The sequence below is a fragment of the Dyadobacter sp. CY347 genome, from assembly GCF_021502655.1.
Classification (GTDB): domain Bacteria; phylum Bacteroidota; class Bacteroidia; order Cytophagales; family Spirosomataceae; genus Dyadobacter.
In genome coordinates this window covers 106,230-119,804 of record NZ_JAKFFT010000008.1, presented here as the reverse complement: position 1 = coordinate 119,804, position 13,575 = coordinate 106,230, and the positions used below count along the sequence as shown (strand labels likewise).

Here is a 13,575-nt window from a genome sequence, read left to right as displayed (position 1 = left end):
CTTACCATCTCATGCCAACAAACTACACCATTAGCGGGACTATCTACGATGTGGACTCTACACCACTTTCAGATGCCCTTGTGGAAGTCTTTGAACTGGGACTTCGGAAAAGTGTCCGAGTGGGATCGGCAGTAACCGACAGCATCGGGGCATATAAAATTTCCTTTGAAGAGGCTGATGCCAAAGAATACAAATCCCCCGATGTCAGGCTAAGTATTTCCAAACGCGGGCAAGCGACAGAGGAAAGTCCTATTTATTTTAATATAATCGAGGAAACAGTTATTGATTATCGCCTCGGTGGCAAGGCTATTTTGGCCATCAACGAATTTGATCGTCTGGTTGCTCTGCTTGCACCCATTGTAAAAGATAGCGGCCTCACTTTCGCTGATTTGTCAGAAACTAAAAATGACTTTTCCTTTCTGGCCGGTGAAACCGGGGAAAGTGAAAACAGCATACTTTGCCTGGCCGCAGCCTATCGTTTTGAACTGAAATCTCCTGTGGATGTTCGGGCCTATTTTGCCTTGATGATGGGTGGCTTCCCCAAAGACCTCACCGCTTTGTTCGCCATTAAGACAGAGCTGGTCAAAACTACGCTCGAAGCGGCCATCGTAAGGAACATTGTATCACTGGCACTAAGAAAGCAAATTCCTTCGATAGTTAAAAAAATCAACAGTAATTCTAATGAAGAGGTCGTCAATGGCATGGGTGCCCGCGCCGTGAAGTTCAGGCAGATAGCGGGATTAACTCTCGACTCCAGACAGCAGGCCAAGCTGGTCAAAACACTTTTTGAGAATGAACAAAAAATTGAAGACGATCCTGAAAACTTCTGGCGAATTCTTTCCCGAAAACCAAGTTTCAGAACCGGTAGATTAGCAGAGAAGACCCGGAAACTGTTTGAGTTGAATCAACTTTTGGGTGGGCAGACCGAAATGACAAACCTGATCTTCAAACGTCTGTCTGAGCAGGAAAATGGATCTGACTTAAGAACATTCGCTTATAAGTCCGCCCCTGATTGGGAGGAGGACATTAAAGAAAGCCGAGTAGTTGACTTTCCATTAGACGTAAATGGAGAAACTCCCGAAGAAAAAACGCGCAACTATGCTGCACTGCTTGAAACGCAGTTTAAAGAAGCTTTTCCAACGGCTTTTTTTCGTGGGAGATTGGAGGCGGATACCAGCTCGACATTGAATAGGGAAGTTCTTGTAAAATTTATTGATCGCAATCCCAACTTTAGCTTCACGTCAGCCAATTTTTTGAACGACCTGGAGCGGTCAGACTTTCGGGGTATCGCTGACCCAACCAAAATAAAGGATTCGTTAAAGACGATCAATCGGCTACAGAAGCTGGTCGGGAATGATTATTCCGCTATCAATGCGCTACACGCTAAAAATCTCCATAGTGCGGCAAAGGTGGTTAATACCCGAAGTAAAAATTCCTTCAAAACCGAATTTACCATTGCGTTGGGAGGTGAACAGAAAGCTGGGCAAGCTTACGAGAAAGCATTATCGGTATACAACCGGTCTATGGCGATGCTCGTCGCCGACCGAACTACAAACAATCTGAACCTGGCGGTTATCAATGCATCGGTTGATGCTAGTGCTTCAGGTAATGCTGCGAACCAACAGCCTGGGTATAGCAATCTGTTTGACGATGGTGATTTGTGCAGTTGCCAAGATTGCCAAAGCTTATATAGTCCTGCGGCCTATTTTGTTGATGTGCTGGCCTTTTTAAAAAGAGAAAATCTAGCGTATAATAGCCTTACCGACACTCGTAGGGCTGACTTAGGTGACATTAAACTTACCTGCGAAAATACCAATACGGCACTTCCCTATATTGATCTGGTAAATGAACTATTGGAAAAGCAGGTCATTAGTGGCTCGGATCCATCGAAATCCTGCCAAACTACATGGCAGGCAAATGAGCTGAAAGCCTGGCCGGAGCATTCCGATCCTGAGGCCTATAAAAAGATGAAGGCCCTGGAACCTGCCATGCATTTCACCATTCAGCTTCCCTACGACGATGAATTCGAACAGATCCGTCTTTACAGCGAAAAAGCTGGGTGGAAAGGTTACGATTTACTACTATCATTATCCAGGCTCAAAGGTTTTCCTTTTGGCAACGGTGCTAATTCCACGGACGATTTTTCGAGGTTGAAACTTGCAAAAGCATGGTTTGGTATTTCGAATGCCGTTTGGGATACGATCATAGCTTCTCCCGGTGTGCAACCTCCGGCAGATAACAAGGTTAGGTCGGTGCTAAGGCTCATGAACCTGGAGTACTTCGAGCTTCAAAACCTTTTGCAAAGTTACTATCTAAATCCTCCTAATGGAGGCAGCCGGACTATCACGATAACCTTACCCGCTACTGAAAAAGAAATCTGTAATCTGGACGCACTGGAAGTAAGTGGTATCTCAGCAGAATGGCTTAGCAAAGCGGTTACGTTTTTACGCCTTTCGAAGGCCACCGGCCGGAATATCTTTGATCTGGATCGGGCGCTAATGGCGTGGGCTAAGTCGGCAGTTGACAATGAAGTACTAGTACGTTTGTTTGAGTTGGATCAACTTGGAAACTTACTCAAATTCAACTTTGCAGAAGCACTTGCTTTTACGGCACCTTTGGACAATTTCAACTATATCACCTATGCCAAAGAAGGCGAAAAGCAAAACCAATCGCTGTATTACCAGTTATTTGAACAAAAGGGAATGCCAGGTTTGAAAGAGGGAAGTATGGAAGCCAAAAAACCTGTGATTGCCGGATCCATGGGTACAACAGTCGCTGAACTGGATATTCTTGGGTTTCTGCAAGGCACCAGTCAGCCGATGGAAATTTTGGGTTTTTACTTTCGGTATGTCATGCTGGCAAAAAAATTGGGACTCGATGTTTCTCAATTAAAAAAACTGTTGGAATTAACCGGACAGCAGATAGGGCCATTTCAACTTTTTTTAGATTTTGACGGGATTGTAAAGGTAATTGAAACCGCGGCAAAACTCGCAACCTTGCAGATAAAACCAACAGAATTGGCCGACCAATTAAAGAAAAAGGATAGTGAAATATTATCCTCTGAAATATCTGTGACGTTGGTAGCATATTTGGAAAGCACAGTCTCTAAATTGAGCAAACTTAAGATTCAATTGGAGTCTTTAACGGATGCTGAAATGCCAGTTCCAGAAGTAATAATTGAAAAGAAAAAGGAACAGATAAAAAAGGCCTTTAAAAAGTTTAGGAAGGATTTGCCAAAAAAAGGAATATGGTTTTCAAATGCTACTCTTCCCAAAGGAACACACGATAGGATTCTTGTAATGAAACTGGCCGAAAAGTTTTTGAACAGCATTATTGAAGACCAAAATTGGGATGTGGTTTTGCAGCGGATCAAACTCCTGACAAAAATTGTGAAAGAATTCCGAAGCTATCCCGTTGAAAACGAAGATTTCCTCCCGTCGATTTTGGGAAGACTAGGGTTTAATCCCGTTGTAGTCAATTGGCTTTTTACGAAACGGAGCGAATTGGGAATCGAATTTCTTTTTAGTAATTCAATTCAAGCGACAAATACTCTTCTCTACGAAATCTTTCATTTACTTTTCTATCTATCCAAACTTAATCAGTTCAAAACTCCTGAGGATAAGGACAATTGGACTACGATTTTCGATTTATTGTTTGATTCAAATATCTCAAAACCGAAGTTCTACGATTTGTTGGTTGGATTGTACGGAATATCAGAGAACAATCTTAAAATTCTATGTAGTGAATCTGACCAGATCGACGTTAAGGTGCTGATCAATCTGAAGTTTCCAGCCGCTTACCCTAAACAAGAAACTTTGGTTTTGCTGATCAATACCTGCGCTCAACTGGATAAACTGGCAGCCTCAGAAACGCAACTTAAAGCCCTGTTGGGTATAGGCCTGGATCCAGCCGAGGGTAGCCCGGGAACAGTTGTATTCAACTTTTTAAAGTCAAAATACCCTCCTGATGCCTGGCTAGAGGAAATAGCATTGGTAAGTGACACATTGCGCGAAAAGCGACGTGATGCCTTAACAGCTTGGTTGATTGCAAGTCCTAATAATGGTTGGCAATTAAAAAACGACATTTACAAGTATTTGCTGATCGACACCGAGATGGATGCCTGTATGGAAACATCACGCATCAAACAGGCCATCAGCAGTGTCCAGCTTTTTATCAACAGGTGCCTGATGGGTCTGGAACCAGGTGTGACAGTGGACGATGACTTCGCTAAGCAGTGGAACTCCTGGCGAAAAATGTATAGGATTTGGGAAGCCAACCGTAAAATTTTCCTGTACCCCGAAAACTGGGTCGAACCTGAACTCCGGGATGACAAAAGCCCGTTTTTCGATGACTTGGAATCGGAGCTTAAGCAAAACGAGGTAACCGATGAAACCGCCACAGAGGCACTGATAACTTACCTTCGAAAGCTGGACACGGTTTCCAAGCTGGAAATCATGGGGCTTTTTGATGATAAAGACAGCGGAAAGTTGCATGTTATTGGGCGTACAGCAAGCATTCCACACCAGTATTACTATCGATACCAGCATAAGGATATGTGGAGCGCATGGGAGAAGATAGAAGTGGATGTTGAGGGCGACCACCTGCTCCCAGTTGTATGGAATGGTCGGCTCATACTCTTTTGGGGACAATTTACTGAGAAGCAGGAGCAAAGTTCAGCCAATTCATCAATTACTGGGAGTTTGTCAAACAAGGATCAAGAAAACGTAAGTGAAGCAAACTTGTCTTTGAGTTCTGCTGAACCGGTAAAGTATTACGATATGAAACTGGCCTGGACGGAGTACCGAAATGGAGGTTGGAGTGGGAAGAAGATGTCGAAACAGGTGATGAAAATCAGCGGCGGAGCACTTTTGCCTATTGACAGATATTCGCTCTCGAGTAGCTTTAAACAAGAGGAATTAAGAATTGGCACTTACCTGAAGAACGGCGGCGGAGTTTCAGGAGAATATGCGAGTGAATACATATTAACAAAATCGACATCCCCAAATTCTTTTTACTTTACTTCTTGCAATACAGATCGCCTGATTAACAATTTGAATCCTGATTATTTTTGTAGTCATAACAACAGGAATAATAAATTAGATTTTGAAGATCGCTTGGGATTAACCTTGTATTCCACACACAGCTTTTTTTCACCTAAATATTCTAACCTCGGCCCTACACAATTCACTATTTTAAAAGAGGTTGAAAATTCAAATTATATATCAACCGTAAGACATGATCTTGATAAGAGCGCTTTACCCATATTTTTTTTAGGAGGCTCGGAGATTTTATTTTTTGCAAAAGGTCAAAAAAGCACACTCGTCATTCCAGACATCCTCTCTACTCTGCCGCGTCGTGATACGACAGCAGCGGTTCTGTTTGACACGCCCGTTCAACGTGGAGATTCGTCGGAAAGGGAGTTACTTTTAAGAGCAGGCGTGCCACTCAACACCTCCGTCCAAAATGGAGACACCTCGGAAAAGAGATTCGGAGTTTTTTTTACTACAACCAAATACAAATTTTCAAATCACTTTCATTCATCGGTCTGCAGCTTCATCAAAACGATTAATACTAAAGGAGTTGATTCTCTTTATCAGCCGCAAAAGGAAAATGTGAGTTCCGAGGATATTTTCAAGGACAAATACAAGCCTTCTCTGAGTGTTTTAAAGCCTTATCCAAAAATAGGAGAGCTGGAATTTGATGCCAGAGGTTCGTACTCACTTTACAACTGGGAGGTTTTTTACCATATACCAATTACCATTGCCTCGCAGCTAATGGTTAACCAAAAGTTCGATCAGGCGCGCAAGTGGCTGCATTTCATTTTTGATCCAACCCAGGCAGGTAATGTCTCGGATGGTCTTAAGCGTTTTTGGATAATGAGACCCTTCCGTGATTGGGCAGATAGCCCGCTAAGCCTGACGGATCTTCTGCAAGACGAAGCCCAAGCGGCGAACCTGTCCGCCCAATTGGACTATTGGGAAGAACATCCATTTAACCCGCATGCAGTTGCCCGATTACGCATTTCGGCCTACATGCGTAAAACCGTGTTGCTATATCTTGACAACCTGATTAAATGGGGTGACCAGCTTTTTGCAAGGGATACCATTGAGAGCATCAATGAAGCTACATTACTCTATGTGTTAGCGGAAGAAATCCTTGGAGATCGGCCTCAGGTAATCCCTTCTCCGGTGAAAACCCCTTCTAGGACATTCAATGACATAGCTGAGAGTCTGAATGACTTCAGCAATGCTGATATAGAGGTTTTGATTCCCTACGGAAGCGGCGGCACGGAAAATCAAGTACCTGTACCTGTCCCGTATTTTTGTCTACCTTCCAACAAGGAGATTTTAAAATATTGGGACACTGTGGGGGATCGCTTGTTCAAAATCCGCAATTGCATGAATATAGCCGGCACTGTAAGAAGTTTGGCCTTGTTCGAACCACCTATTGATCCTGCTATGCTCGTAAGAGCTGCGGAAGCTGGTATATCTCTAAGTCAGATGCTTGATGAGAGTGTCTCTCTACCGTACTATCGTTTTCAGATTGTACTTCAGAAAGCCAATGAATTTTGTAACGACGTCAAAAATCTTGGAAGCATGATGCTTGCTGCTATCGAAAAGAAGGATGCAGAGGGGTTGTCTCTTCTTCGGTCAACACATGAACTAAGTATGTTGGATGCCGTGAAGCTGATCAAAGAGCGCCAGCGGGACGAGGCCAAGGAAAATCTGAACGGTTTGGAAAGATCAAGGGTGGTAGTGGAAGAAAGATATAGCTACTACTCTTCGAGGGAATTTATGAGTATTTGGGAAGCCTTGTACTTTCAATCTTCGTATTTGGGACTAGGTTTTCAGGCGGCGTCAGCTGAGGCGAAAGCACTTGCCGCAACTATTAATATAATCCCTGACATTAAAATGGGTTCGGGATTTACAATTGGCATCACTTCTGGAGGCAGTAACTTAGGAGCTGGCGCTGATGCCGCTGCAGACACCCTATCGGCCATAAGTTTTTTAAACAATGCCGCAGGTTTGATTTCCAACACACTAGCAGGTTACAAACGTCGCAAGGAAGATTGGGATTTTCAGGCTAGAACAGCCGAATTGGAATTGAGACAAATCGAAAAGCAGGTAATAGCAGCTGAAATCAGAGTGGCTATTGCAGAACAAGACCTGGAAAACCATAACCTTCAAAGGGAACAGTCGAGGGAGGTTGATGCGTACATGCGTAGTAAATTTAGCAACACAGAACTCTACAAATGGATAATTAAGGAATTAACCAGCCTTTACAACCAATGCTACCAGCTGGCCTACAAGATGGCAAGAAGAGCTGAGATGTGCATGCGCCATGAGCTAGGTGTCCAAAATACTGAATACATCAGATTTGGCTATTGGGACAATTTGAAACAGGGGCTGTTGAGCGGTGAAAGGCTTCAGTTTGACCTTAGGAGATTGGAAGATGCTTATATGAATGAAAATGTTCGCGAATTCGAACTTACAAAACATATTTCTCTGGCATTGATTGATCCGTGGGCTTTACAGCAACTCAAAGTTGAGGGCAAATGCGACTTCAAACTGAATGAGACGCTTTTCGATCTGGATTTCCCTGGACATTATTTCCGAAGGATTAAGGCAGTAAGCATTTCAATCCCGTGTATTGCAGGTCCATATACCTCTGTAAACGCGACCCTTCGTTTGCTCAGTAATACGGTTAGGATAAATCCCTCCATAACTGGCGGTGCATATGAGAAAGTAGGAAGTAATGACAACCGCTTCAATACGAACAATATTTCCTGCAAAGCAATTGCGACCAGTAATGCACAAAATGATAGCGGTATGTTTGAGCTGAATTTCAGAGATGAGAGATATCTGCCATTTGAATACGCAGGTGCAGAAAGTGATTGGCAGCTGGAGTTGAGTGGCAAATCCAAAGATGGAAATAAAGTGATAGATTTTTCAAGCTTTGATTTTCAAACGATTTCCGATGTGATCATACATTTAAGATATACCTCCAGGGATGGTGGGGATATACTTAAAGATCAGGTTTACAAACATTTAAATTCTAGACTTTTTACTACTCAACAAGAACCCCTACAACTTTTCGACAAGGTTATTAGTTTAAAAAATGACTTTCCGAATGCCTGGTTTGAGCTACAGAGTTCGGCAAAAACAAGTTTTATGCTGGGCGCGAAAGACTTTCCCTTCATTTCCAGAAAGAAAAGTATTAAAGTTACAAAAACAATTGAGGCCTATTCAACCACGAATGTTACAGAACCCTTGGATGCGACTGAGGGCTTTTCAATTGAAATGAACAGCCTTGATTTCCCCGCCAAGGATGGAACCAAGATATCGGTAAACAATTCGAACGAAGCGAATGTATCATACGATGATTTGATTCTTAAGTTCAGTTATAAGGTTAGCTGATAAAGTCGGTTGACAAAACTTGTATTCTTCGTAGTTTCAGACCGGAAACTAAAAGGCAAATCTAGCTATAAGTGAGTAGGTTTACCTTTACTGAACCCACTTGAAGAAGGAATTTGGGATATGGATAAACCTGGACATTTTGTAGTTGTAATATAGTAAATAACTTTATACCAATGATTAATACTTTGGGTTCCCAGCTCGACTTTAAAGAAATATCACCATATTTTAATACTCTGGGGTTCGAATTTGATGTACCGAATAAATGGAAGATTTGCCACAGTCTCACAGTACTTCACATTTTTATTGATGTGTCTTAACATTCATTCGGTTTTAAGCTGTTTCAGCCGGTCTTGCGCTTTCCTAGCTTCGGCTTGTCGCTGCTTTAACATTGCTTCTGCCTCTTTTACCGTTAGCTCATGCGCCTCACGCTTCTGGGTTTCAAATTCCGCCCGGTCAGGATCTTTGTAGTACATACTATCAGCTTTTGCTGTAAGGGCTGGACTGAGCTGCCTTGCAATCCGGAATTTGAGATCGCTTTCCTGCAAACGGCTGCTTTCAGTGTGACTGCTGATGGCAACGGCGATGCTTATGGCCGTTGTGATCAGAAGCATCGCTGCTGAGATAATAAAGCCTCTCGAGCGAAGGTCTAAGTGATGGTGGTGCTGGACTTCTGATGTTTTGGGGACAGTTACTAAAGCTTGCTTTATCTCCGAAAGGTAAGTCTCTAAATGTTGACTTGACAAATGCTGTTTTAAATCCCTTTTTAGCTCAATCAGCGTATCGGCAAATGTCTTGTTTTGAGATTCAGTCGCCGTTTGGATAAGGTTCTCAATAGATGCGTTTTTCCTTATCACAAGTGAAAGCACTTCTTCAATCGATTCGAGTTGTTCTTCTATCTTTTTCATAAGCTTTGTCCTAAGTATTTTTTACGTTTCTTCTTTTTTAATGGATTTGTAATCTGTTGGTCATATTGCTGGACAGGTCGGAGCAAGTCATCAAGTATTATGTCGTCCGTAGTTTGCTGTGAGTAAGTTGCGGGCCGAAATCTTTCTTCTGGGCGGTTGGGTACATATTCTGGCCGCTTTCGAAACTGCTGCACCATCGCCAGTTTCTGATTTTGCTGGATCAAAGCATCCAGTTTGCCAAAGCTCACGCTTCGGTCGATCTTAGACCCTTTGAATTGCAGACCACTTTTGCTGAAGCTGACACCCTGAATCTCACTAGTCCCAGAGTTATACTTGAAGATTGTTTCTATGCCATGCCTTCCAAGCTTCGTAGTCAACTCATTCCAGCTTGCAGCGGTTGCGCTTGCTACTTTGATTGCATCATGCAATTCATATCTGATTTTGTCTGCACCTTTAAGCTGCTGCCGGTTGACGAGCTGTTTTCCCCTGCCCAAATGGAATCCGTGTTTGAGCGTGATCTCTTTGCAGACCTTGTGGTTCCTGTCTTTCTGAAACCGGTCTGAGATAGTCTTGCCTTCGTTGTTAACCCGGTTGTAGATTAGATGCAGATGTGGATGATTTTTATCCCGGTGCTCGACCAGGATAAACTGGGTACCGGTGATCTTCATCTTTTCCATATAGTCTAATGCACGTTGCTTCATAATCTCAGGCGAAAGCCGGGCTGCGTCTTCCTTGCTCCAACTCAGCGAGATATGCCCGACTGCCTTTGTCAAGTCAGGGTTTAATTTCCTTTGCATATTAAAATCATCGATCATGGAGCGCACTTGATCTGTTCTCACGCCTTCGGCTAGCAACAGGCTCGCTTCCTGCTTTTCCATCGCATAGCGGATCACACCGCCGAAGCTGCTGCCAATCGTCACCTTACCGATCATCGCCGCCAAGCTTTTTAAGGATTCCATCGATTTGCAAAAGCAGTTCTTTGCAGGATTGCCGGATGAATGTTAATCCTTCCTTATGGGCAAGGTGCGTCAGCTGATTCAGGTTGTTGGCCATGCCTGTCATCGTCCTTAAATGTTTGAGGTCATCAGGTTTTAACCTGGCCAAAACTTTTGCTTTCTTGGCAGCCAACCTGAACCAGGCGCTTGGTTTCATCCCGGCATCCTTGGCTTTTTCTTCGATCAAAAAACGCTCGGTTTCTGTCAGCCTGACCATGAGTTGGCTCTGCCTTTTTACTTTTTTTAGTGGCCTGCCGCCTTTGGGGTTATAGGGCTTTCGGCCTTTGATTTCTGTCCTTTCCATCTCACATTCCATTTTCGTTTTAAACCTTTTGCGACCACCGGGAGAAAAAGGCAAGTTTCAGTCCCGCGGGAGCGGGACGGGTTTTTGCGAAGCGAAAACACAAACTTGCTCTCTGAAGACACTTACAAATTCAACCCGCTAGACTTTTTGAAAGTCTGCTGCTTTTTCATCTCTTTTTGGCTTGATTTCTGAGCCATTAGATAGTCATTGACATCTTTGTATTGCTTGTAGATCCCGGAAGCATCAACCGTATTAAGTCCGGCTAATTGGTATTTTTCTTGCGTCTTTTTGCCTGCATTGTCATGATCCAGATACAGGAAAACATTCTGGTAATCTTTCAAAACGTCCAGACTCCTTTCAGTCAGACTTACCGAATTCAGGATCAGAAAGTCACTCTGAATTGGATGCAAATTTTTTCGCAAAGTGAGCAGCGATAGAAAATCCATGAAGCCTTCAACTACACAAATTGACTTGCCTCGGTTCTCAATATGCGTAATATCCTTGGGTGAGGATGCGCCTTTGAAGTAGGCATTTCTCAGCTCATAGCCACCAGACCGATTTTCAAATCCAGCGGCGAAGTATTGTCTCTCTTCCAGCTGGTAATACACTTCCTTGCAATAAGGCCTTGCAATGTCGAGCGGAATACCCCGGCTTTCCAGATAGCTGGTTATCGCCGGATTATTTCCCAAGGGTTTAATCTCGTTGACAGTAATAGCAGGAGCATTAACCCGTTTCTCAATAACGCTTTGCCATATAGGTTGAGCCGTCAATGAAGAGGTCGGGCTTTGCTGTTCAAATAGAAAAAGACTATTCAATTTTTCTACCAGGTTACTTGCATCCTGATTTGGATAGAGCCTTTCGGCCAGGTCAAATAATTTCCCGCCCTGCATGAGCGCGTAGTCATACCATCTGTTAATGGCCGTGTTCACTTTAAACGACGGGGAATGCTCGGGCTCTCGGATAGGCGACACGTACCATTGACTTTCGCCTCTTTTATAGCTGGGCTGGATACCGATTTTACTCAGAAAATCAGTGATTGGTAGCTGGTTTAATTGCTTGATATTCATTGTTTTATTTTTTGATTAGCAACCACCTGTTTTAAGCAGGCTGGTAGAAGCCGTTTTTGTGATGAGAGGATGAGAAATAGAGATAAATAATTGGTAATGACATAAGTTAAGGGCTCATCAAAGCCTCATCAAGCATATTTACCATGATGAGTTTTGTCATCGTGCTCATCATACCTCATCATAAAGTAAGATACTTTGATGAGCATGTTACGTGTTGACATTTAGTTGGTTAAGTAGCATTTTATGGCCCCTCATCAAACTTTTGGCTAATCCAGTCCATAGAAACACTGTAATACCTGCCCGTTGAATGCACGGCAGTAAGGTCATTGCAGCTGTTGTACAAATAGGTCTGGTAGTTTAAACTGTTGGCTACGGGCTTCAACCCCCAATCATTTTGCAGCACATTGGAAACCTGCTGGCGCGTCAACCTTGGCATATTCCGCTTCAACAGTTCGAGCATGTCCTTATTGGTGAATTCAAGCTTGCTGATGCCCGTGTTCTCAAAAATCTCTCGAAGGATAAACAGCATTTCCGTTTCCAGCCGGTTGCGGTTATTTCGGATGACACTCATCAAAGCTTCCGTCCGAATTTGCCTTTCCGAAAACCACATTCTGGTTTGAGGTATGGGGACTGAGAGATTCCGGGAAAGCAGGTGATTCAAAAATGCTGGAAGCTCGCTAGCCATCAAATCCAGCAGATGGATATTTTCCGAGGGCAGCACCGGCACTTTCCGTACCCAATACCGGGTTTCGGCCGGGTCAATGACAATGAAGTTCTCTTCATTGTTGGAGCATAGGACAAACTTGCCAAAAAACTCGGTTTCCTTTCGGTCCTTGCCTTTAGCTTCTACCTTGGAATTGCGGGCCGTGCTCAGGTTCTTGATCTTTTCTGAATCCTCCCTTCGGTCAAGCAGCACTTCATCGACAGCAATTATCAAGGTGTTCATCCAATCGGAATTGAACTGCGAGCGGAAATCACTGTTGCCGTTAAAGGTCATGTTCTTTCCAAAGATCATTTTCAGAAAGTTTAGAAAAGTGGTCTTTCCGGTTTTGCGTTCTTTGGAGACCAGGCAAAGCACCGGAAGCTTTTGAGTCGGCCTTTGGTAAAGAAGGCTCAGATAGTCCAAGCCGAGCTCAAACTGCTCCCCGAAAATGTGCCGTATAAACCCTAGCGTAACAGAAGGGTCACCTGGCTCGGGCCCCGCTTCCAACCGGTGATAGAGATTGTAAAAGTTTCCGACAATCTCTTTGTAATCCAGATGGTCCGGCACGCAGCAAAAACCATCAAACTTTCTAATCTTCTTAATCTGGCTGGGTTCCAGGTCTTGCCTGAGCATTTCGGCTGACCATGGAATCCACATCTCCATAAATTCCTTGCTGACCGTGGGCTGCATACACTTTTTGTAATAGCCGGTCTGCACCCGTATGTAGCTGCCTGGCAGGTTCAACGGATAATTGTTGGCGGACATCATCAAATAAACCGCTTAGTGACGTCTTCCTTTGCGCCCACCCGTACATGTAGTAAGCTGCTCCCGAAGCTCTGACATTGTTTTCTTCTTGCCAGATTTGATCCACTCTTCCAGCTCGGATTTGTAGAAGTAAAGCCGTTTGCCCTTCTTGCTGACCGGGATCTCCCTGTGGCAGACTTTTCCATACAGCGTTTGTACAGAGAGATTAAGAAATTCGGCAGCCTGAGAAATGGTCATAAGCTCGACGGCTTGCGGAACGGGTTGCCGGGTTTCTAAAAGAAGGTCTTGGATACTGTCCAGCTTCTGGTGAAGCTCTGAAACTGCGCGGGGCAGCTGGTCAAATGAGTATTGCTCCATAACAATGCGTTTTTGTTTGATACCGCAATGTTAGGTGCTTGTTTTGGTGGGTTACAAGTAGG

General features: G+C 43.7%; 7 protein-coding genes. 1 reads left to right on the top strand and 6 read right to left on the bottom strand.

Annotated elements, in window-relative coordinates; genetic code table 11:
• Positions 1–11 precede the first annotated feature (11 nt).
• Positions 12–8,417 (top strand): neuraminidase-like domain-containing protein, encoded by an 8,406-nt coding sequence (locus L0659_RS18850; RefSeq protein WP_235128154.1) that lies wholly within the window; start codon positions 12–14, stop codon positions 8,415–8,417.
• A gap of 320 nt (positions 8,418–8,737) precedes the next feature.
• On the opposite strand, the gene L0659_RS18845 is transcribed toward L0659_RS18850, so the two are convergent.
• The 6 genes from L0659_RS18845 to L0659_RS18820 form a co-directional block, all read right to left on the bottom strand.
• Positions 8,738–9,322, bottom strand: coding sequence for a hypothetical protein (locus tag L0659_RS18845; protein WP_235128153.1), 585 nt, complete (start codon positions 9,320–9,322; stop codon positions 8,738–8,740).
• The gene (locus tag L0659_RS18840) at positions 9,319–10,281 is read right to left on the bottom strand and encodes a relaxase/mobilization nuclease domain-containing protein (RefSeq protein WP_235128152.1); all 963 of its coding nucleotides are present in this window, start codon (positions 10,279–10,281) and stop codon (positions 9,319–9,321) included. Before L0659_RS18840 ends, L0659_RS18845 begins: the two co-directional genes overlap by 4 nt.
• Positions 10,244–10,621 (bottom strand): plasmid mobilization protein, encoded by a 378-nt coding sequence (locus L0659_RS18835; protein WP_235128151.1) that lies wholly within the window; start codon positions 10,619–10,621, stop codon positions 10,244–10,246. The genes L0659_RS18840 and L0659_RS18835 overlap by 38 nt, the downstream gene beginning before the upstream one ends.
• Before the next feature lie 122 nt (positions 10,622–10,743).
• Positions 10,744–11,688 carry a toprim domain-containing protein gene (locus tag L0659_RS18830; RefSeq protein WP_235128150.1) on the bottom strand — a complete coding sequence of 315 codons (945 nt, stop codon included), beginning with the start codon at positions 11,686–11,688 and terminating at the stop codon, positions 10,744–10,746.
• Between the two features lie 241 nt (positions 11,689–11,929).
• Positions 11,930–13,159, bottom strand: a complete 1,230-nt coding sequence (locus L0659_RS18825; RefSeq protein WP_235128148.1) for a primase-helicase family protein — start codon at positions 13,157–13,159, stop codon at positions 11,930–11,932.
• Positions 13,160–13,171: 12 nt separating this feature from the next.
• The gene (locus L0659_RS18820) at positions 13,172–13,513 is read right to left on the bottom strand and encodes a helix-turn-helix domain-containing protein (RefSeq protein WP_235128147.1); all 342 of its coding nucleotides are present in this window, start codon (positions 13,511–13,513) and stop codon (positions 13,172–13,174) included.
• Between the last annotated feature and the right edge of the window lie 62 nt (positions 13,514–13,575).

Coding starts and splice junctions, on each gene's coding strand:
- L0659_RS18850 (WP_235128154.1), top strand. CDS start 12: ATGCCAACAAACTACACCATTAGCGGGACTATCTACGATGTGGACTCT.
- L0659_RS18840 (WP_235128152.1), bottom strand. CDS start 10,281: ATGGAATCCTTAAAAAGCTTGGCGGCGATGATCGGTAAGGTGACGATT.
- L0659_RS18825 (WP_235128148.1), bottom strand. CDS start 13,159: ATGATGTCCGCCAACAATTATCCGTTGAACCTGCCAGGCAGCTACATA.
- L0659_RS18830 (WP_235128150.1), bottom strand. CDS start 11,688: ATGAATATCAAGCAATTAAACCAGCTACCAATCACTGATTTTCTGAGT.
- L0659_RS18845 (WP_235128153.1), bottom strand. CDS start 9,322: ATGAAAAAGATAGAAGAACAACTCGAATCGATTGAAGAAGTGCTTTCA.
- L0659_RS18835 (WP_235128151.1), bottom strand. CDS start 10,621: ATGGAAAGGACAGAAATCAAAGGCCGAAAGCCCTATAACCCCAAAGGC.
- L0659_RS18820 (WP_235128147.1), bottom strand. CDS start 13,513: ATGGAGCAATACTCATTTGACCAGCTGCCCCGCGCAGTTTCAGAGCTT.